This is a genomic window from Candidatus Yanofskybacteria bacterium (assembly GCA_003514055.1).
GTDB lineage: Bacteria > Patescibacteriota > Minisyncoccia > 2-02-FULL-40-12 > GWA2-44-9 > UBA12115.
Genome location: DOSG01000008.1, coordinates 189336 through 209824, shown reverse-complemented (window position 1 = coordinate 209824; position 20489 = coordinate 189336). Strand labels below are relative to the sequence as shown.

Sequence of the window (20489 nt, the reverse complement as noted above, 5' to 3'; positions counted from 1 at the left end):
TTTTTAATTTCCCTATCTGCCGGCTTGCTGGAGGGCTATGCGGATGGTTTTTAGGAGTATACCTATGTCTAGGGGCAAGGATCTGTTTTTTATGTAGTAGAGGTCATATTTAAGCTTCTCGGCGGCATCGTTTATGGAGGCTCCGTAGCGATAATTGATCTGAGCCCACCCGGTTAGCCCAGGTTTTATTAAATACCTTTCTTCGTAAAAGGGAACGCCGTCCTGTAGCTGCTTGTGAAATTCTGGTCTCTCGGCTCTTGGTCCGACAAATGACATTTCATCCTTGAGAATATTCCATACCTGAGGCAGTTCATCTATCCTGGTCCTACGCATGAATCTGCCAACATTGTTAGCTCGGGTATCATTCTCACTCGCCCAGATGGCGCCATCTTTCTCGGCGTCTATTGGCATGGTCCTGAATTTAATCATTTTAAAAACCTTACCATGTAATCCGACTCTTTTCTGATGATAAAATATCGGCCCACTTGAACTTAGCTTAATAGCTAGGACTGCAAATGGATATATGACCAAGAAAACTGCCCCCACGACTATGGAAATGACGATGTCTGTGCCTCTCTTAATCGTCTCGTAGCTATTCTTACTGCCTTCAGTTAAATTTCCTATAAACCATGTTTGATTTATGGTTCCAAGTGGCACCATGCCAGTTACTTGTTCATAAAAAAGCGATAAGTCGTAGAAATTAACCTTTTTCTCTAGAGCGCCATAAAATAGTTCGATGATCTTCGGCACCTGGTAGGCGTCGGGACTGATAATGATAACGTCAATTTTTTCGGAGTTAATGATTTCCTGAAGCTTGGTTATGCCTCTGACGACACTGAATTCCTTAAATTCTTCTTCAATTTTTTCGGTTACGGAGGTAAGGTCAACGACGTGGGCTAAGCGATATCCCAGTTGTGGATTGTCCTTGATGTGCCTAGCTAGCTCTAGCGATTGATGATTGATGCCGACTATCACCAGCCTTTTCTTAAAGGCATTTTCTAGGAGAGCATTTAGTCCGAATCGATTTAAGAATCCTAGTAGTAAGAATATAAGAGAAAAGACAATCAGGTTTGTTTTAGGCGTAATCCCGTATAGTGGGAATAGATAGAAGAAAGCAACTGAGATTGAAAAAGATATGGTAATGGCTTTTATGAAATCAACATAAAACGAATAGCCGTTTTTAAGAGTTTGGATCTCGTATAAATTCAGTATGTAAAAAGTGATAATCCAGAGGCCGAAGATTACCAAGAAGGGGATTAAATGAATGTTGAATTGTTCGCTGAATCTTGATCCGTAGCGAAATAAAATCATTATAGCCAAGGAGGCATATAATATGATGATGTCGCTGATCAGCAGAGAGAATCTTTTCATGACTATGCCTCAATTATATCAAATTATTGACTGATAGTCAATCTAATCTCGCCCATATTGGGGTTGGGCGACCACGTATTTTCTAGTATACTTAAGATATGAAGAAATCGCTTAAATACGGCCTTTTAGTCTTGGCAGTAGCGATGCCATTCTTTGCGATTGCGGGTCCTGTTAGAGCCGATGTAATGGGCGAGATTAAGATTTTCAATGTTGATAAGCAATTCGATAAGTATGGCAATTCCCAGGTAACAGCGACTTTGAAAAAAATTGGCGAGAAAGCCTATTTCTATATAGACAATAGATATTCTGCCAATATCATCGATAAACTAAATTCATTGTCTACTGAGTTTGATAATAATATTTATCCNNAATTCAATAAACCTATACCCTAAATCGTCGGCACCAAGCTCGAATGAGAGGAAAATGATTACTGTAAATGTCGATGCCTTAAGCGGCGATCTAGCTAAAACTTTTATTGCTCATGAGTTTCAGCATTTAATCTCGTTTAATCAAAAAGAGTTAACTCGCAACATAGCTGAAGATACTTGGCTAAATGAATTGAGGTCTGAATATTCTACTGCCGTTGTGGGCTATGATTCGGAATATAAGTCATCTTTAGAAGGGAGACTGCAGATTTTTCTGAATAGCTCGCTAACTAGTCTGACTGATTGGCAGAATTCCAAGGAGAATTATGCCATGGTTTCCTTATTCGCTCGTTATCTTGTTGACCAATATGGTCCTGAGATATTGTCAGGATCATTGCAAGATAGGTATGTCGGAATGGCTTCTATAAATGACTATCTCAGGGCAAAGGGTATCCAGCAAAACTTTTTTGATGTTTTTGAGAATTGGCTAATTGCTAATTACCTAAACGATAATTCCACCAATAAATATTTTGGTTATTCTAATTCGGAGTTAAAAGAGGTTAAAATTTTACCTGACGAAGAACTGGTAGTCAATAATTTTAAGGACTATGGCTTAAGCTACAGTCTTAAGCCATGGCAACCATACTATACGAAAATAACAATTGGCCGGGGCCAGACCAAGTCGATAAAAATAACTTATGACTCGCCTGATTTTAGAATAGGATATCTAGACAATCTTGGACGGGCAGGGACTTTGTTAAATCAAGCCCACGTATCTAATGAGGCTGGCTTGAAATATTTTATATTGATGCCCATAAACCAGGCATATTCTGAGAGGAAGCTGACGGTTAAAATGCAATCGGTAGAAGCCGACGCCGAGCAAGACTCAGTACTCTCGACACTTTTGACTGACGGTATTTTGGCTAGAAAAAGGGGCGATAAAGAAGACTACGTGATTAGTGGTAAATATAAGAGATATTTAAATTCCGACGTCATACAGTTGTATGGGCACCTGAGCTCGACCAGCGCCGTTGAAGTTGATCCTTCTGTTCTTGATGCTTATACTACCGCTAACTATGTTAGATCGATTAACGATGAGAAAGTCTACGCTGTTTGGCCAGATGGAACCAAGCATTGGTTGAATATGACCGGAGAAGAGTTTGATACATCCGGCCGTGATTGGGGAGCAATCTTCACCATAAATGACATGGAATTAAATTACTATAAGGAAGGCGTGCAGATTAGAAAATAGGCCTTTAAATCCTATCCAAAAGATGCTAGCCTGTATACGTTATGAGAATAGATATATTTGCGAAAAACCTAGAACTTACCGATCCGATAAAAGTATTTATCGAGAATAAAATTGGTGGGCTAGAGAAGCTATTTAAACCGAATGACAATGTCTCAGCTAGGGTCGAGATCTCTCGGACCACTAAGCGCCATAAATCAGGTGAGGTTTTTTATGCCGAAGCCAATTTTAACGCTGGTGGACAGCTCTTGCGTGCTAATGCTGAAGATCTTGATGTCAGGAATGCAATCACGAATGTTAAGGATGCCTTGAAGATAGAAATAAAAAAGTTTAAAGAGAGAAAGAAGGATCTTAAACGAAAACCAAAAAAATAATGTCGTTTCTGTCTAAAATATTCGGCGATGCTAATCAAAGATATATTGATTCGCTAAAGCCTATTGTTCAAAAGATAAATGATCTCGAGAAAGAATTCGAGAAGTTTTTGGATATAGATCTAAAAAATAAGACTCAAGAATTCAGAGGACGTCTCGCCAGGGGCGAGACGTTAGATGACATTCTGCCAGAAGCCTTCGCGCTGGTGCGCGAAGCTTCCAAAAGGACCCTAGGTCAAAGACATTTCGATGTTCAGCTAATGGGTGGCATCGTTCTACATAGAGGTGGCATATCTGAGATGAGAACTGGAGAGGGTAAGACTATAGTGGCTACTCTGCCGACTTATCTTAATGCTATCTCTGGTAAGGGCGTGCACGTAGTTTCCGTAAATGACTTTTTGGTTCGTCGCGATGCGGCTTGGATGGGGCAAATATACAATTTTCTTGGATTGTCGGTGGCCTGCATCAATCATGAGTCTAGTTATATTTATGATCCTACCCATCAAAATAAGAATGACGAGCTAGACAAGGAAAGAGACACCGAGGGTAATTTTAAAGTTGTTCATGAATTTTTGAAACCAGTTACAAGAAAAGAAGCTTACCTAGCTGATATAACTTATGGCACTAATAATGAATACGGTTTTGATTATCTCCGCGACAATATGGCCTACAGCGTTGAAGGTATGGCTCAGAGGCCATATCACAACTTTGCCATTGTCGACGAGGTCGACTCTATATTAATCGATGAGGCCCGCACGCCCTTAATTATATCTGCACCCGACGCCGAATCAACCAAACTCTATGAGACTTTTTCTAAAGTAGTTCCGAATTTAGTTGAGAACGAGGATTATAATGTTGATGAAAAGTTAAAGGCCATTTCAATAACTGAGCAGGGCATCGAAAAAGTAGAAAAAATACTTGGCATTAGTAATATCTACGACGAAGGCGGCGTGCGCCATGTCCATCACTTAGAGCAGGCTCTTAAGGCTAATGTTATTTTTAAACTTGATCGCGATTATGTCGTAAAAAATGGAGAGGTAATTATCGTGGATGAATTTACGGGTCGTCTGATGCCAGGCCGGCGTTGGTCCGAAGGCCTACATCAAGCCGTCGAAGCCAAAGAAGGCGTAATTGTTCAGAAAGAATCAAGAACTTTAGCCACGATTACTTTCCAAAACTATTTTAGACTCTATGATAAATTATCGGGTATGACTGGTACGGCTCAGACCTCGGCCGAAGAATTTCATAAAGTATACAATATTGATGTTGTGCTAATCCCTACGCATCGGCCCATGGTCAGAAAGGATTTGTCCGATAAAATATATAAAACCGAAGCCGGTAAATTTAGAGCTGTAGCCAGAGAAATCAAAGAAAGACATGAGCTTGGCCAGCCAGTTCTAGTCGGAACCGTGTCCATTGAGAAGAACGAATTGCTGGCGGCAATGCTTAGCCGCGAAGGTGTGCCACACAATGTATTAAATGCTAAGAATCATGAACGAGAAGCCGAGATTACGGCTCAGGCGGGCCGACCAGGGGCGGTAACTGTTGCTACCAACATGGCTGGTCGCGGTGTGGACATAATTCTTGGAGGCAATCCACCAGACAAGGAAGCTCAGGATAAGGCCAAAGAAGTTGGCGGCTTACACGTAATTGGCACTGAAAGGCACGAGGCTAGGAGAATCGATGATCAGCTGCGCGGCCGCGCCGGTCGTCAAGGCGATCCCGGTTCGTCTCAGTTCTTTGTTTCAACCGAAGATGACCTGGCTCGTATATTTGGCGGCGACCGCCTCAGATCAATAATGGATCGCCTTGGCGTTAGCGAAGACGATGTCATCGAGAACAAATTTGTTTCAAATGCTATTCAACAAGCCCAAACCAAGATTGAAGGTCATCATTTTGATTCCAGAAAACATGTTTTGGAATATGACGATGTAATGAATAAACATCGCAAGGCGATATATCAGCTTCGAAAAGATATATTGTTTTCTGAATCGAGTACGGCCATAGTTGCGGAGTATTTGGAAAATTTAATAATGAACGTCGTTGGTCAGCATTTTGCGACGGAAGGGGATCCGAATATCGAAGAAATCTCAGAGACTATCCAGGCGGTGGCTAATAAAGACCCAGAATTGCATGGCAAGTTGATTGAATTATCTAAGGATGGTCAGCAAGTGGTGACTAATTATCTATTCGATTATGTGCATGCGAAATATGAAGCTCACGAGAAAGAGGTTGGTTCTGAGAATATGCGAAAGCTCGAACGGCATGTATTACTGAGAACTATAGATGAGCTTTGGATGGATCACATCGACACCATGGAATATCTGCGTGACTCGGTTAATCTGAGGGCTTATGGTCAAAGAGATCCGCTCGTGGAGTACAAAGTCGAAGCTCAAAAATTATTCGCTACATTGACTGAGACAATTAAGCATCAGGTGGCTAATCTAATATTCAAAGTTGGTTTTGTCCAACAACCTAAAGAAGTGAAAATGGAAGAAGGTCGAGCTAATATTGGTATGGAAAAAACTGCAGCTCAAACAGAATCGGAGAAGAATAATCAGCCAGTCAAAAAAGATGAGCATGAGGTTGGCCGCAATGATCCCTGCTGGTGCGGCTCCGGCAAAAAATTCAAGAAGTGCCATGGAGCGTAGAGACTATCTGTCTTGCCACTGACGGAATCCTAGATAAGCGAATGAAAGAAATAGCAAACTTTCAACATAGGACACGCATATCGGCGCCTGCCAACTGTTAAGAGTGAGGGGCACGCCGGTGATTCCTTTAAATAGGTGAATAATTCCGAGGACCGCAAAAGTTATAGTCGTAAGCCGTATATAATATAATTTGGTCATGAATTAATTATATCATTTACGATTAGAAGCAAATACGAAAAGCGTCATGGTAAATAAAGAACGATTCAAATTGATCCCAGAAGTTTATCTCATTCTTGTAAGAGATGGGAATATTCTATTGTCCCGAAGATTCCAGACGGGATACGAAGATGGGAGATATAGCATGGTGGCAGGTCATGCTGATGGTAATGAGACGATGCGAGAAGCAATTGCGAGAGAAGCGAAAGAAGAGGCTGGAATTGATATTGATTCAAAAAACTTGAAGCATCTTCTGACGATGCATCGATGGTGTGATGATCATGAAAGAATTGGATTTTACTTCACGACACAGATATGGAATGGCGAAATTAAAAATTCGGAGCCGAATAAGTGTGATGATTTATCGTGGTTCCCGACGGATAGATTACCGGAAAATACAAGTCCTTATATTCGAGTTGCGATTGATTGCTATATAAAGGGAGAAACATATTGCGAATTCGGATGGAATCGGTAATAAATTCAAAAAGTGTTATGGAAAATAAAGCAGGTATAAAACATATAGAGTTCTGGGTCTCTAGTCTGAAACGTTCAGTAAAGTTTTACGAAAGAATCTTTGAACTTATTGGATGGGATAAAATCGAATCTAATGCCTTTAGCAATGGAGAAACTAAGATATACTTTATTGAGCAGAGTGTTAAATCTGAGAAGACTGTAGGTCCAAGGCATTTATGCTTCTTGGCGCTATCGCGGAAGGTTGTAGATGAGGTTGCTGAGCTTCTTTTAAGAGCTCGGGCAGACATAATTCGGGGGCCCTTAGAAGTTCAATATAAAGACAGAAGCTCGTATACTGTAGATTTTAGAGATCCCGATGGATATGTAATTGAAGTCGCAACTGAATCGACAGCCATACGAATATGAATAAGCAATTAGTTGTGCAAAAATATTTTGATAAATTGCGTGAGCTAAGAGATTCCGCGATCGCCGATGTTGGGGCGTATAAAAAAGCGTCGAATGAGGCTCCGGGAGCTATGGAATCGCACTCCGATACTAGTAAATTTCAATTCGATTTGATGAGCAGTAAGATAGCTGAGAAGGTATCTGAGTTTGATAAGCTTTTGAAATATAAATTCGACGATGACGTTGAGCCCGAAAGTGTGGTTGGTGTCGGTTCATTGATTCAAATTAGGGAAAACGATAAGACTATCTATCATCTTATCGCCCCAAAAGGCGGAGGCGGCGTAGGATTATTAGTTGAGGACACTGTCATAGCTGCAGTTTCCGTCGACTCGCCATTGGGTAACTCTTTGCTTGGCAAGAGAGTCGGCGATGTAGTTATTTTCACAGCTGGTTCTAAAAATAGAGAACTCGAGGTAATCTCGATTAACTGATGGACGAAAAAAGGCGATTAGAAGGAGTCTGAACTCTAGAAATTGATAATATTTTTATTAAAAGATAAGCTTAGGGTATGAAATGGCCTCAATCATTAACTTTTATAAGACACGGCGAGTCGGCGTATAACATTCTTAAGAAAAACAAAAACGAAGACTCTCTCTATCTGGAATTTAAGGCAGTTTTTGATGAAGAATATGACAATTTTGACATCGCCAAGTGGCCGAGTGAAAAACTTGCTAGCCTGGCTAGATCAATATTTAATAAGTTTAAAGTTAATGTAAGTGACTACGCCACACCCCTGACCAAAGATGGAGTTAGGCAAGCTAATGAAACAGCCAAGAAGCTTTCGAGTGTTATAGCTCGCCCAGATATCGTATATGTCTCACCTTTCATAAGGACTAGGCAGACGCTAGATGCCCTAACTAGTGGATGTCAGCTACTCAAGGACGTTAGAGTTGTGGTCGAGGAAAGAATTAGAGAGCAGGAGCATGGACTATCTACCGTATATAACGATTGGCGAGTCTATATTGTGCTACAGCCCGAGCAAGCGGCACTATTTAGGATGGAGGGCGACTATGAGTATAAGTTCTTAAATGGCGAGAATAAGTCTGATGTTCGTGATAGGGCGAGAAGTTTCGTCGAGACCCTTATTAGGGAGCATGCAGGCGAAAATGTTCTGGTAGTTTCTCACCACTTAACTTTGTTGTCTCTGAGGGCTAATCTTGAAAGGTGGGATAGGGAGAAATTCATAGAGGTAGACGAGAATGATAAGCCCATAAATTGCGGCGTTACAATCTATAAGGGCCATCCAGAGCTTGGCAAGAATGGCAAGCTGATGATGGACCAATATAACATTAAATTATATTAACTAGATATTGCTGGATATCAGAAAAGCCGCGGCCATTTATTGACCGCGGCTTTTATTTTCTGTATTTTATTCTCATGTACGTTGAAAAGAGGTGGATATGCGACTGGTCATTCCGCAAGAGCTAGATAATGGCGCGATGGTCTATAGTCAGTACGATCCAACAAGCTCAACTCATCTTGGAGCTACATGCGTAAGGGCGGGGTCTATTTACGATCCGCAAGGTAATGTATCTGGCAAGAGGCCACTTCGTGGCCTAGCTCATCTTGTTGAGCATATGAAGGGGCGAGAATCGAAAAAATATAGCGTCGATGATGTCTATAAAATCATTCATATAATTCTAGGCGGCCTATCGGCTTGTGACATATCAGTAGATCACGTCTGCACGACTTTTGGCACCACTATGGTTGAATCCAAGGGCAATTTGATTAAGGCTCTAGATATGTTTTTTAGTCTTTTGAAAGATGGCATATTATCAGAAGATGGTTTGAGCATAGAGAAGGCGGCCATAAATCAAGAGAGCGCATTAACTGGCTCTTCGCCTGGAGATCTGCTGCAATCTTCGTTGTATAAGGCCGTCTATACGAGCAATCCGATTCGGCACCCCATCGATGGCTATATGAACGAAGTTGAGACGGCGACTTTGGCAGACGTTAGAGCATTCGTTAGGCGTTATTATGTGGCTAGGAATATGTTTTTTGTCGCCTTGGGCCCGGATAAGAATACGGCCCTTGAGTTGGGCAGTCGCTATCTTAAATTTCTACCTAACGGTAGCCAGCCAATTCTTGACTATGATCATTCTGATGATTTTCCAAGGATAGGCTCTACTAGATCTAACGTTGAAGTCATGCCTATGCCAGACAATATGCGGCATCATCTTTTGGCAGTTGGATTCCCAACGGAGACCTATTTCTCGGAGGATGGGCTAGCACTGGACATACTCGCAGAGATTCTAAAATACCGCCTCATTATTTTATTGAGAGAGGCAAATCGTATCTTTAGGAATGGCGTTTACCATACTCCAGTCGATACCGATAGGAGTTTTGTTCACGGTCTAATTGTGGCCGAAGTGGCTTCTAGAAGCGAAGAGTATATTAAATATTGCGAGACGATCATCTTGCAAGAGTTTGCAAGGCTGAGGGAAGAACTTGTGAGTAAGGAGGTTTTCGAAGGATTTAGAAGCGCTGCAAGATTTCAACCGCTGGTGGCCTTTAAGAGTTATCCCGATATTTTAGCTCACTTGATCATGGCCGCAGCTGCGAATGGCGACAAAGATATGAAGCATCTAAATTCTTTCAAAGAAAGGTTTGCCAGAGTCACTCGAAATAGCTTACGGAATGTGGCTAATAAATATTTCACTAAGGAATATGTCCGAGTGTTGATTAGGCCGGCTTAACGCCGGCTTTTTATGTAGACAAAAGCATTCGGAGAATTATGGACTAGATAATTCTTACGTGAGGGACTGGAATGATGAACTTAACACCAGAGGCTCGAAGGGTTTTCTCTTTCTCTAGTATCTCTTTGGCATAATTCCATGAGAGAAGAAGTACGTAGTCCGGCTTTTTCTCTTGGATCTTATTCGGGTGCATAATTTGAATTTTAGCACCGGGAGTGAACATGCCCTGTTTAAAGGACGTGGTGTCGATTATGTAGTCTATGGATTTTGGACCGATACCGAAATAATTCAGTAATGTATTGCCTTTCGCCGGTGCCCCATATCCAATTACGGTTTTCTCATTCTTCTTAATCTCATTTAGAATTTGGCAAAGCTGTTTTTTACTTTTTTCGACTTTCTCGCCGAATTTGCGGTAGGTTGTAATTTTATGTAATCCCAACCTTTTTTCTTTATTGAGTATATTTTTTACAGCCGCACTTGGTTTGCCTTTTATTTTAATATGGCATTGTAGTGATTCTCCGTGAATCGGGACGAGCTTAGCATCCACAAGCTTGAGACCAGAGCGTTTGCATAGTTGCTGAATAGCATGCAAAGAGAAATATGAGAGATGCTCGTGATAAATCTGATCAAATCCACCTTTCCCAATTAGATTTCCGACCCAATGAACTTCGAAAACAAAAACGCCATCATTGGACATTAGCTTTTTTACTCCCTCGACTAGATCTTTCGCGTTATCAATGTGGGCCACGACGTTATTGGCGATAATAACTTTCGCTTGGCCATATTCTTTAGATATTCTTATCGCAAGTCGGGAATCGAAGAAATTGCATAGAGTTTCAACGCCTCGTTTGGTCGAGAGGGCGCAAACATTTTTAGCCGGCTCGATTCCTAAGACATGGCACTTGTCTTTTATAGCTTCTAGGAGCACCCCATCATTACTTCCTATCTCAACCACTAAGTCGTCTTCGCTGTGGACATATTTTTTTGCCAAATCCTTGGCTAATTCTACAAAGTGATCGGCCAACGGCTTACTAGCCGAGGTTAAATAGCTGTAGTTTTCGAATAGCAGTTTTGGGTTCACTGTGTGGGCTAATTGAACCAAAGAGCAATTTCTGCAAAATCGCAAAGATAACGGGAATTTCAATTCAGGTTTTTCTAGATTCTCTTTTGATCGGAAAGCATTAGCCATGGGCATCTGCCCAAGATTCAGAATCTCAGTAAAATTTTGAGAATCGCAGACTCTACAATTAAGTTTTTCTGTAAATTTTGGCGACATTAATCGGACGTTTTTGTTTTTAGATGTGGGCCCCATTCCGCTGATATATATTCTTCTAAGGCTTCTTGCCATGAGCGCATATTAGCAGCGCTCGAAATAATTGATTCGTCCCTACCTCTTTTCGCAGGCAGTTTGAAAAAACTTGACTTAACCCCGACTGCTTTTATTTTAGGGTTAATCGCCTTGGTTATTAGTTTTACCATGTCATATCTGCTGGCTCTACCCTTGTTTGCGACGTGAACGATTCCCTTGGCATTTTTTATTATAAGAGACGAGATCTCTTTTACTAAGTCCTTTGCATAGGTTGGCGACCCGTAGGTATCGTTTAGGGCGTATATCTTGGGACTATCAATTTGTCTGATTATCTTACCCACGAATTTATGATCTTTGGCCGGTCCTCCGCCAAATACCCAGCAGGCTCGAATAATGAGATGGTCTTTAAGAATGCCTTGTATCATGACCTCTCCTAAGTGCTTAGATCGGCCGTAATAATTCTGTGGGCTTGAAATATCTTTTTTTGAATATGATCCCTTCACTCCGTCAAAGACTGCACTCGTGGACAGATATATTAATTTAGCCCCTACTTCTTTCGCGGCTAAGGCGATGTTATATGTCCCGATTGAATTTACGAAATAAGCGTGTTGAGGATCCTGCTCGCACTTATCCAGATTTGTTTCAGCGGCGAGGTGAATTATAATCTTTGGTTTGTGTTTTTTTATAACTCGCAGAGTTTCTGGTAGATCGGTGATATCTAAATCTTTCTGATCAGTTTTAATGCCAAAATTAAAATATGATCCGACTATCCCATCTCCTCCGGTAATTATGGTTTTAGGTATTTTTTTTGACATGTCTAAGTATACGAAATAGGGTAGGACCTATTCTTTAGAAGGGTTTTTGAAAAGTCTAGTCCGAATTCCTATCTTAGCTAGTATGAAGAGAATAAGAACTCTAAACGTTTTAAGGGAATACTTAACGCTGTTTTTTAAGCTAGCTCCGCGTTTTTCGCCAGTGTAGCTTGTCTCAACTGGTACTTGTGCGAACCTACATTTCTTAAATGCGGCCTGGGCAATAAGCTCAAAACTGAAAAGATAGTCGTTGGAGTTATCCAAAAAATCTATTTTCTCCAACATGCTACGAGTGTACACTCTGAATCCCTGATGGACGTCGTTTATCGGTAAACCCAGGATCGTTTTGTCTATCCAGTTCAGTAAAAGTATAGGCAGAATTTTCCAAAAGTACATACCGCTTTTTAATGTCTTGTTGATATCTTGGAATCTATTGCCCAAAATAAACTCGGCACCGTTGTCTATCTCTTGCAGAGCTGGCAAAATAGCCGAAGGCTTATATTCTCCATCGGGATGGAGGTCGACTATTATATCTGCTCCATGATCTAGGGCTAGACACAGAGTTTTCTTGAGATTTCCTCCGTAGCCAAGATTGGTTTCGGTTTGATACGATTGAATGCCAAGATTTTTAGCTAGTTCAAATGTCCCGTCTTTAGATTGATCATCGACTAATATTATTTCGTCAAAAAGTTCTTTAGGGAACGCATTGTAGAATTCTTCTAGTGTTGTGACTGCCCTGTAGGCTATGAATATAGCGGTTATTTTTTTATTTTGGTTCATGGCCGTCAAATGGATAAGACTTTTATTATTTCGGCGATTTGTATAAGATTTATTGTATGCTACCTAATCAATTTAGCAAGAAGAAGAGTAATAAAAAAACAATCGGGATTAAGGAGTGTAAGAAGGTCGTTACATTTGATCCGAAATCAAAAAAGGCCAATGGCTGGGTCCTTGAGGTTATTAGCGATCGAGATGGATTTACTGGGCACCTGAATGGCCAAGCTTATATGACCGTTGCCGATCCGGGCTTATTCAAGGGATATCATCTCCATGCGGCTTCGGATTATTACGTGACTTGTTTGAAGGGTAAGATTAAAGAGATCGTGTATAAAAGTAGAAAGATCAAAAAAGAGATTAAGATGGGCGATGACGATTTCAAGACAGTCTTTGTTCCTCGGGGGTGCCCTCATGGCATAAAAAATATAGGTAAAGAGCAGGCACTTGTTTTGATCTATCGATATCCGTCTTGGTCTCCAGACTTCAAGGAGCAGCTAGATATATCACCCGAAGATATCGAGACTAAAGAAGCCTGGGATAGGATATCTGAATTTGTTGCTAAATTTAAATAAAGAACTGGGATGCGGCTAGCTGGAAATAAAAAACTTTTCCTAGGGTTAACCTTCGCATGTCTATTTATCTATTTGGCTATACTTAGCTGGAACAGTTTTAACATGCCCTTTGAGAGGGATGAGGGCGAATATGCTTATGCCGCTCAACTGATGCGCCAGGGGGAGCTACCATACAAGGATTCGTTTCTTCAGAAGCCACCACTTATTGTTTATGTGTATATGCTAGCCCAAACTATTGGCGGAAATTCTTTGTGGGCTCCTCGTGTTCTGGCGTTTATATTCGTATATATATCGCTTCTGCTTATCTTTTTAATTCTTAGGAAAGAATTTTCTGTTTTGGCGGGTCTGGCTGCTAGCTGGCTAACTGCAACAACTTTTTATTTTATTTCACTTTCGCCGTTTGCCGCCAATACGGAGAAGTTTTTAATTCTGCCACTGCTGGGCTTAGTTGCCGTATATATTTATTTTAGAGATAAAAACGACAAATGGCCTTGGCTGGCGGCCGGGATATTGGCTGCGGTCTCGATAATGTTTAAGCCCATAGTTGTTCCAATTGTCGCACTAATTTTTATCATCTGGTTGGTGGAGTTTGTGAGGAAAAATTCCTGGCCTAAATCAATTAGTAGAGTTGGGATTATCTTGCTGGGCGGAGTCGGTACGGCCATGCTCATTATGTTGCCGATAATTCGAGGTGGTGCCTGGAAGTATTTCTGGCAAGAGGTAGTCGTCTTCAATAGCTATTATGTGGCTCAGTATGGCTACTCCCTGACCAATTTATTCGAATACGTTAAGTCCTTTTTATTGCATTGGCCATTCTTGGCAGTTTTGTTTATCGTTTTTATTTTAATTAGGCCCGAGAGATGGTGGTTCTACTTAGCGTGCTTACTTGCAGTACTTGTTTCTGTTTATAATGTGCCATTCTTGGCGTTTGGGCACTATTATATCGTTCTGATGCCATTCCTCATGATGATTTGTGGAATCAGCTTTGATGCACTCATGTCGCGCCATGGTGGTAATCATAAGACGGGGCTATCGATAGGAATATTGGTATCAATGATCGTCGTAATGCTCGCCCCATCCCAAAAATTGTTATTCTTGTCCCCGAGAGATTTGAATCTGGAGATATATACGAAGCACAACCCATTCGTTGAATCTAGGTTGGTTGCCGATAAGCTCGCTGCCATCTCGAAGCCAGAAGATAATGTTTTTGTTCTTGGGTCTGAATCTCAGATATATTCTTATTCTAATCGATCAAGCGATATTCGTTTTAATGTTACTTTCCCCCTGACCCTGAATACGATAAAAGCTAAAGAGTACCAAGAAGAAGTTCTCAATGATTTATATAAGAATAATCCCAGGGCAATCGTACTGTCTTTGAGGCCTTATAGCGGGCTTCTTGGCCAGACGATATCAGAAGAATTTGTTAAAAAATCTTTTTCCTTTATTGAGAAGTCTTATGATCTGGTCGGTAGCTACGTATGGCTGGACGATCGTGATGGTTACTGGGTAGACGGACCCGATACTAATCCAAATGATGATGTGAGCCTTATGCTCTTCGTTAAAAAGAGTTTATGAAGTTACTATTTAGATTAAAACAAGAGTGGGTGATAGTCTCTGCTATATTTTTGGTTGGGATATCCATCTTGGCCCTGTCTGTTCCATTCCCAGTATTTTGGATAGATGAGTCTATGGCTGTTAATTTTACGTATCAAGCCAACGACGTAATGATCTCGGATCTCTTAGTTAGCGGAGCTCATCCGCCCTTGTATTACTTTATTGTTAAGACGATCAGGATTGTTTTTGGTGATACGGAGGCGGTTCTTCGATTAGTATCCGCACTATTTTTCATTTTCGGCGGTTTATTTGTGTATCTATTGGCTAGAGATATCGGAGGGAAAAAAACCGGATATATTTCTCTTGTCCTTTGGTTTTCGAATTATTTTCTAATTTTCTATGCCAAGCAAGTACGACCCTATAGCCTTATGGCGTTTTTATCCGTGGCGTCGTCATATTTCTTATATAAATTGCTTCAGGGATTCAAGTGGAAGTATGCTCTTTGGTACATTATCTTCGGCCTGATGGGCTTGTATACAAATTATTGGTTCGTACTCGTCTTCTTGTCGCAAGTAGTGATTTTATTGATAACAGATAGAAAAAATTGGAAGGTGCTCTGGGCGATGTTTGCTCAGGGATTACTTTTTTTGCCCTGGGGGCTGATATATATATTAAAATTTAATAATTATGAATCTGGAGAATTTATAGGTCCAGCTAATTTATCCATGCTCCGTGAAAGTTTGTCTTATTTTGCTACTGGTCAATGGCTGATAGTGTCCTTGGCAATCTTAGTGGGTATATCCGGTGCGTTCTTGTTTAGAAACGTTGAGGCTCTAAAGGCCAAAATATTGGGCTGTCTTTTTATCGTTCCAATCGTATCTGCATTTTTAATATCTCAATTTATTCCCATATACACTCCTGGACGAAGAGAGATTGTCGCCTTACCATTTTTTATTATTTTAGTGGCCTACATTATATCTAGAATTGATGATAGGCGCTGGCAAGCGAGTGTATCTATCCTGTTGGTTTTGTTCACCTTCCAGAATGTATTTGATAGGGGAGCAATGACCAAAGAATGGAAAGACAACGACAAGGAGATTATCCAGAATGCCGTGAATGCGTCCGGTAAGAATGATTATTACATTCTTTATGGTTTGTCTAACGCTAATTTTATTTATTACACCCGAAGAATGAATCTGGGCTACGATCCGAAAATAATCTATTTTCCAGAGGGAATGTCACAGAGACCAGATTCCCTTGGCCCGATACAAGCATTGGAGAAAGATGGGGTCAAATTAAACTATGAATTAGAAAACCTTTTAGATAAAATAAAAAGCGTCAAAGCTGGTAAGATTTTTTTATTTACACACGACGACGCCATATCCCCAAATGTTGTAGATTTATTGGATAGCAATTTGAAGAAGATGGATGAGATTATCCCCAGAGATCCTCATATGGGCTCTTGGATTGGCAAGATTACGATTTACGAAGGCATTTGATCGACTTTTAATTTGCATCAATAAAGGATATGATTCTCAATGATGTCACCAATACAAAATTATTTAAAAATATCTCGCAGCGGTCTGAAATTATTTTTGGAATGTCCAAGGTGCTTTTGGTTGGATAATAAACACAAAATAAAAAGACCGCCATCTTTTCCGTACACGCTTTCTTCGGCGGTGGATTTTTTAGTTAAGAAAGAGTTCGACCAATATCGTGCTCAGGGTGTATTGCCACCGGCATTTGCAAAACTTGGCCTCGACGCTAAACTATTCAGCGATCCCAAACTTTCTACGTGGCGCGAAAATTTTGTAGGTATCCAATATTTTGACGAAAGTCTTAATGCCATGCTTTATGGAGCCGTGGATGATATCCTAGAATTTTCTGATGGTTCTCTGGCAGTCATTGATTACAAGTCAACAGGATCAAGGGAGCCGCACATTTACGACGACTATCAGAAGCAGATGGATACCTATACGCATTTGCTCGATATGAATGGTTATAAGACAATTGGTAAGGCCTACTTTCACTTCTTTATCGTCGATAAGACTCCCGATAGGTTTGACTACAAATTGAATTTCAACGAGGAGATAAAAGATATTACCGTTGATCCGACTTGGGTGGCAGATGTATTCGAGCGGGCGGTAAAAACTGCGAGACAAACCAAGTCTCCGGTGTCAGCAATAGATTGTAAGCATTGTAATTATGTTGATGCGGCGATTGAACATGGTGGGCATGTTATACATGCCGTGGAGCAGGATAAGGATTTTGTCTTGATACCAGAAGAGTAACTCTCCGCCCCATCCATTTTTTCATCTTGTCCTCGACTACGCCAAGTCTAGTCGATACAGAAAAGCATTAGTAGGCCAAAACAATAGGTAACCCTCGCACTATCATTTAAAGAAGGCCTCCCACTTAGTGGGAGGCCTTCTTCCTTAATGATTGTATTGCCCTCGACCTGTTGTTTTGGACTAATGCTTTTCCAATCTCCTATTCTTGGCTTGTCTGCGGAGATTTCAAAAATGAATAGAGCTACGCTTGATTATTTTTTAAAAAGAAAAGACCCACCAGAGGTCTCGGGGGGAGACATGGCGGGTCGAGTGGCGGGGGGGGGCTCACTTCGCGTTGGCGATGACGAGCAGATTCGGCGGGATCGCTTCGCAGGAGACGGTGGCCAGAGCGGGTCCGCCGGTCCACTGGCTGGAGACTGAGCGATGAGCGAAGCAGGTTGGCGGCGTGGTCCTGGGATCTTGCACGTAGTAAATGCTTCGAACCACGTCATCGGCGTTGTTTTGCCGACCTTGCTTGATACGCTCGGCTTCGACTTTCTGCTCGTTGGCTTCTCGGTCGGCGATCAGCTGGGCTTGCTGCGCTCGTTTGGCGTCGATGGCCGCCTGCTTCTCCTCGGCCGTTTGTAGCGGCATGAAGATGATCATGACGACACTGATCAGCATGAGGAATGCAGCAACAACCATCCATTTCATGAACGTCTTCTGTTTCATGAGCTCCTTCTTTCTTGGATTGGAGTTAGCGTGGTTTGCCGTGGTAGTATGAGAATTTGTCGGCGGCTTCGGCTTCGAGGGCCGCGGCGTGTTCGGGAGTACCGAATTTGATGACCTTGGTGTGGGCCAAGATCAAGGCTGATAGTCGGGGCGTCTCTTGAAGTTCCGAACCGTCGAAGATCGGTCGAATCCCGATGGTGGCAGGTGTCTGTCGTTGGACGACAAACATTCTTCGCGCGCCGGAGCTCTCCAGAATGTCTCCAGGCTCGGCTCCGAGCAGATCATTCTCAATCTGAGTGTGCAGGGCCTCGTGGCCGGCATGCTCAGCGGCGATGGTTTCGGCATCATTGCGGAAATATGCTCGGCATGAGTCAATCCCAGTCAACAAGAATATGACTGCGACGACTCCGACCAGATATGGTAGAGGGTCATCGACATTCCCAAATTTAAATACTAGATATCCTAGTAGTCCAGCTAAAAGAAAAAGAATCATAGTCTCGACGGGCATGTTTTCTCCTTGTTCGCAGTCTAACTGAAGAGTTGTTAACGTACCCACATATTATACAATAAATACATGAGCCTTGGCAAGAGGGCCAAAAGGCCACACTCAGATCCATCAATAGTCTCCCGAAGGGCGCCTTTTCGGCCTCAAAGGCGCCCTTCTAAACTAAGCGAAGGATTGCAAGTATAAATTGTAATCCGACCCCATCTCAGCGTAGCTCCATTCATTTTTGAATCATCCCTTTTTATTAATTACTCGCAGTCTCGCTCACTTCGTGCAAGTTTCGCAGGCCCGAGGGCTTAATCCTACCGAATACAATGGCTGCCTTTGAAGCCAAAAAGGCGGCCATTGTATTCAAATAAAGAGAGGATCTTCCGAGGGTCGAGAATCTAGATAGCGTCCGACCGCAGGAGTCGGACGACTATTGGTGCAAAGAAATGAGCGAGACGGAGTATTGCTTTCGACTCTGATCCGATGAAGCGATTGGGGCGGAGCGATTTTACTGAAGAAGATAAATACATTATCATAAAAACATTATGGATCAACGAAAACCAAAAATAACGGCCGATCATTTTTATAAATTCTTTCAATGTCCTCACTGGATATGGTTCGATATATACGAAGATGCTAAGAGGGGCAAGAAGGTGCCACCACTTTTAGATATAATTTATAAAGGCAAAATTCCGAATTCAGAGAAAGTCATGATGGAGCACAAGAAGTTCGAAATCATTAAGCCAGAGCTATTTCGAGATCTAGACGAAGCGTTTATGGCGACACTAGATTTAATGAGGCAGGGCAAAAATATATATCATGGCGTTTTGATGTATGAAGATTGGGTGGGTATGCCTGATTTGCTCGAGGCTCGACCTGGGAAATCCGAGCTTGGTGATTGGTATTATGTCGCATACGATGCTCAATCGTCTTTGGATCTAAGAGACGAGAGTAAGTTTCAACTTATTTTCTACAGCTTGATTCTTGAGAAATTACAAGGAGTTAGGCCAGAGCAAGGCTATATGATCGATCCTCGCGGAAATGAAGGATCGTTCATGGTTAACGATTTTCTTGAACAATTCAATCTGACTCTTAGTCAGATAGAGAAAATACTTGACGGTGAAAAGCCGGCGCCGTTTTTGAAAAGAACTTGCAAGCGAACTCCTTGGTACTCACTGTGCTTATCGGAAACGGAAGGATGCAACGACGTGTCGTTGATTTTTAAGCTTAGTCAGGCCGATCAGAGGCGACTGTATGAAATAGGTATTCGAACCGTTGAAGAGATGGCCAAAGCCGACGTGGACGATCTGCAGTCCAAATTAGAGGATTGGCCGTTTGACAAGTTGGTTCGCTATAGCAATCAAGCGAAGGTATTAGTCTCAAAGGAGCCAATATATTTAAGAAAAACGAGACTCCCAATTGTTAAGAACGAGGTTTATTTTGACATAGAAAGCGATCCACTTAAGGGGCTAGATTATCTTTTGGGATTCGTAGTAAAGAATACGGAAAAGCCGGATGAAGTTCCAAAATATCAATATTGCTTCGCCAAAGATAAAAGCGAGGAGGGAGCGATGTGGAAGAAATTTCTAGACTTCTTGGCTGACTTAGATGACTTTGTCATCTATCACTACGCTTATTACGAGAAAGAAGTGTTTAATAGATTGGCAGCAAAATATGGGGCACCGCAAGCCCTAGTGGACAAATTCAAAGAGAATACGATAGATCTTCACGAGGCAGTCGTCGATTCTGTTGTTATGCCTCTCTATTTCTATGGGTTAAAAGATATTGCCGGATATATAGGATATAAGTGGGATGATCCCGAGGCTGGCGGCGCGGAATCTGTAGTGTGGTTTAATGATTGGACTGATAGCCAAGATCCGGAGATTCTGAAGAAAATACTGAGATATAACGAGGATGACGTACGAGCTACACAACTGATCAAGGAGTGGCTAGTTGACCAGGGCCCCAGAAAAATAAAAGAAAAACTTGAAGAATAAGCGCTTCGCCCCAATTACTTCAGAGGATCAGAGTCGAAAGCTTCCTACGATCTTTCGCTCCTAATACTACAGAGTCTTAGAGGGATGGTGCTTTAGCCCATCCCTCTAAGACGATATTTCACAAAGCCCACTCGCT

At 41.7% G+C, this 20489-nt stretch carries 21 protein-coding genes; 14 read left to right on the top strand and 7 right to left on the bottom strand.

Going from position 1 to position 20489, the window contains the following annotated elements; all coding sequences use genetic code 11:
- Nucleotides 1–12: 12 nt before the first annotated feature.
- Nucleotides 13–1371, bottom strand: a complete 1359-nt coding sequence (locus DEG18_03365; protein HBX58621.1) for a hypothetical protein — start codon at nt 1369–1371, stop codon at nt 13–15.
- Between the two features lie 98 nt (nt 1372–1469).
- On the opposite strand from DEG18_03365, the gene DEG18_03360 reads away from it, so the two are divergent.
- Genes DEG18_03360 through DEG18_03345 form a run of 4 tightly spaced genes read left to right on the top strand, consistent with a single transcriptional unit; the run spans nt 1470 to nt 6007 of the window.
- The gene (locus DEG18_03360; GenBank protein ID HBX58620.1) at nt 1470–1763 is read left to right on the top strand and encodes a hypothetical protein; all 294 of its coding nucleotides are present in this window, start codon (nt 1470–1472) and stop codon (nt 1761–1763) included.
- A gap of 31 nt (nt 1764–1794) precedes the next feature.
- Nucleotides 1795–2988, top strand: coding sequence for a hypothetical protein (locus DEG18_03355; GenBank protein HBX58619.1), 1194 nt, complete (start codon nt 1795–1797; stop codon nt 2986–2988).
- Between the two features lie 41 nt (nt 2989–3029).
- Nucleotides 3030–3359 carry a ribosome-associated translation inhibitor RaiA gene (gene raiA, locus DEG18_03350; protein HBX58618.1) on the top strand — a complete coding sequence of 110 codons (330 nt, stop codon included), beginning with the start codon at nt 3030–3032 and terminating at the stop codon, nt 3357–3359.
- Nucleotides 3359–6007, top strand: a complete 2649-nt coding sequence (locus tag DEG18_03345) for a preprotein translocase subunit SecA (GenBank protein HBX58617.1) — start codon at nt 3359–3361, stop codon at nt 6005–6007. The genes raiA and DEG18_03345 overlap by 1 nt, the downstream gene beginning before the upstream one ends.
- A 3-nt stretch (nt 6008–6010) precedes the next feature.
- On the opposite strand, the gene DEG18_03340 is transcribed toward DEG18_03345, so the two are convergent.
- On the bottom strand, nt 6011–6205 hold the full coding sequence (locus DEG18_03340) for a hypothetical protein (protein ID HBX58616.1): 195 nt from the start codon (nt 6203–6205) through the stop codon (nt 6011–6013).
- A gap of 46 nt (nt 6206–6251) precedes the next feature.
- Here DEG18_03340 and DEG18_03335 point away from each other — a divergent pair, with 46 nt between their 5' ends.
- The 5 genes from DEG18_03335 to DEG18_03315 all read left to right on the top strand — a co-directional run bounded on the left by DEG18_03335 (nt 6252) and on the right by DEG18_03315 (nt 9837).
- Complete coding sequence (locus DEG18_03335) at nt 6252–6698, top strand: NUDIX hydrolase (protein HBX58615.1); 447 nt, start codon at nt 6252–6254, stop codon at nt 6696–6698.
- Nucleotides 6686–7102, top strand: coding sequence for a hypothetical protein (locus DEG18_03330; GenBank protein HBX58614.1), 417 nt, complete (start codon nt 6686–6688; stop codon nt 7100–7102). Before DEG18_03335 ends, DEG18_03330 begins: the two co-directional genes overlap by 13 nt.
- On the top strand, nt 7099–7572 hold the full coding sequence (locus DEG18_03325) for a hypothetical protein (GenBank protein ID HBX58613.1): 474 nt from the start codon (nt 7099–7101) through the stop codon (nt 7570–7572). Before DEG18_03330 ends, DEG18_03325 begins: the two co-directional genes overlap by 4 nt.
- A 77-nt stretch (nt 7573–7649) precedes the next feature.
- Entirely contained in the window at nt 7650–8444 is a 795-nt protein-coding gene (locus DEG18_03320; GenBank protein HBX58612.1) for a hypothetical protein, read from the top strand.
- 97 nt (nt 8445–8541) lie between these two features.
- On the top strand, nt 8542–9837 hold the full coding sequence (locus DEG18_03315; GenBank protein ID HBX58611.1) for a hypothetical protein: 1296 nt from the start codon (nt 8542–8544) through the stop codon (nt 9835–9837).
- A 43-nt stretch (nt 9838–9880) separates the two neighbouring features.
- On the opposite strand, the gene DEG18_03310 is transcribed toward DEG18_03315, so the two are convergent.
- The 3 genes from DEG18_03310 to DEG18_03300 are packed head-to-tail and all read right to left on the bottom strand — an operon-like array spanning nt 9881 to nt 12738.
- Nucleotides 9881–11185 (bottom strand): methyltransferase, encoded by a 1305-nt coding sequence (locus DEG18_03310; GenBank protein HBX58610.1) that lies wholly within the window; start codon nt 11183–11185, stop codon nt 9881–9883.
- Nucleotides 11113–11961 (bottom strand): NAD(P)-dependent oxidoreductase, encoded by an 849-nt coding sequence (locus DEG18_03305; protein ID HBX58609.1) that lies wholly within the window; start codon nt 11959–11961, stop codon nt 11113–11115. The genes DEG18_03310 and DEG18_03305 overlap by 73 nt, the downstream gene beginning before the upstream one ends.
- 27 nt (nt 11962–11988) lie before the next feature.
- The gene (locus tag DEG18_03300; protein ID HBX58608.1) at nt 11989–12738 is read right to left on the bottom strand and encodes a hypothetical protein; all 750 of its coding nucleotides are present in this window, start codon (nt 12736–12738) and stop codon (nt 11989–11991) included.
- A 56-nt stretch (nt 12739–12794) separates the two neighbouring features.
- Between DEG18_03300 and DEG18_03295 the strand changes: the two genes are divergently transcribed.
- Genes DEG18_03295 through DEG18_03280 form a run of 4 tightly spaced genes read left to right on the top strand, consistent with a single transcriptional unit; the run spans nt 12795 to nt 17152 of the window.
- Complete coding sequence (locus tag DEG18_03295; protein HBX58607.1) at nt 12795–13307, top strand: hypothetical protein; 513 nt, start codon at nt 12795–12797, stop codon at nt 13305–13307.
- A gap of 9 nt (nt 13308–13316) precedes the next feature.
- Complete coding sequence (locus DEG18_03290) at nt 13317–14882, top strand: hypothetical protein (GenBank protein ID HBX58606.1); 1566 nt, start codon at nt 13317–13319, stop codon at nt 14880–14882.
- A complete protein-coding gene (locus DEG18_03285) occupies nt 14879–16360 on the top strand; it encodes a hypothetical protein (protein HBX58605.1) in 1482 nt (493 codons plus the stop codon). Before DEG18_03290 ends, DEG18_03285 begins: the two co-directional genes overlap by 4 nt.
- Before the next feature lie 39 nt (nt 16361–16399).
- Nucleotides 16400–17152: a hypothetical protein gene (locus DEG18_03280; protein ID HBX58604.1), complete on the top strand. Its 753-nt coding sequence runs from the start codon at nt 16400–16402 to the stop codon at nt 17150–17152.
- A gap of 324 nt (nt 17153–17476) precedes the next feature.
- Here DEG18_03280 and DEG18_03275 read toward each other — a convergent pair whose 3' ends face one another.
- Together DEG18_03275 and DEG18_03270 are read right to left on the bottom strand one after the other, a co-directional pair.
- Nucleotides 17477–17863: a hypothetical protein gene (locus tag DEG18_03275; GenBank protein HBX58603.1), complete on the bottom strand. Its 387-nt coding sequence runs from the start codon at nt 17861–17863 to the stop codon at nt 17477–17479.
- A 25-nt stretch (nt 17864–17888) separates the two neighbouring features.
- Nucleotides 17889–18371: a hypothetical protein gene (locus DEG18_03270; GenBank protein ID HBX58602.1), complete on the bottom strand. Its 483-nt coding sequence runs from the start codon at nt 18369–18371 to the stop codon at nt 17889–17891.
- A gap of 530 nt (nt 18372–18901) precedes the next feature.
- On the opposite strand from DEG18_03270, the gene DEG18_03265 reads away from it, so the two are divergent.
- Complete coding sequence (locus DEG18_03265) at nt 18902–20353, top strand: hypothetical protein (protein HBX58601.1); 1452 nt, start codon at nt 18902–18904, stop codon at nt 20351–20353.
- The last annotated feature ends 136 nt before the right edge of the window (nt 20354–20489 follow it).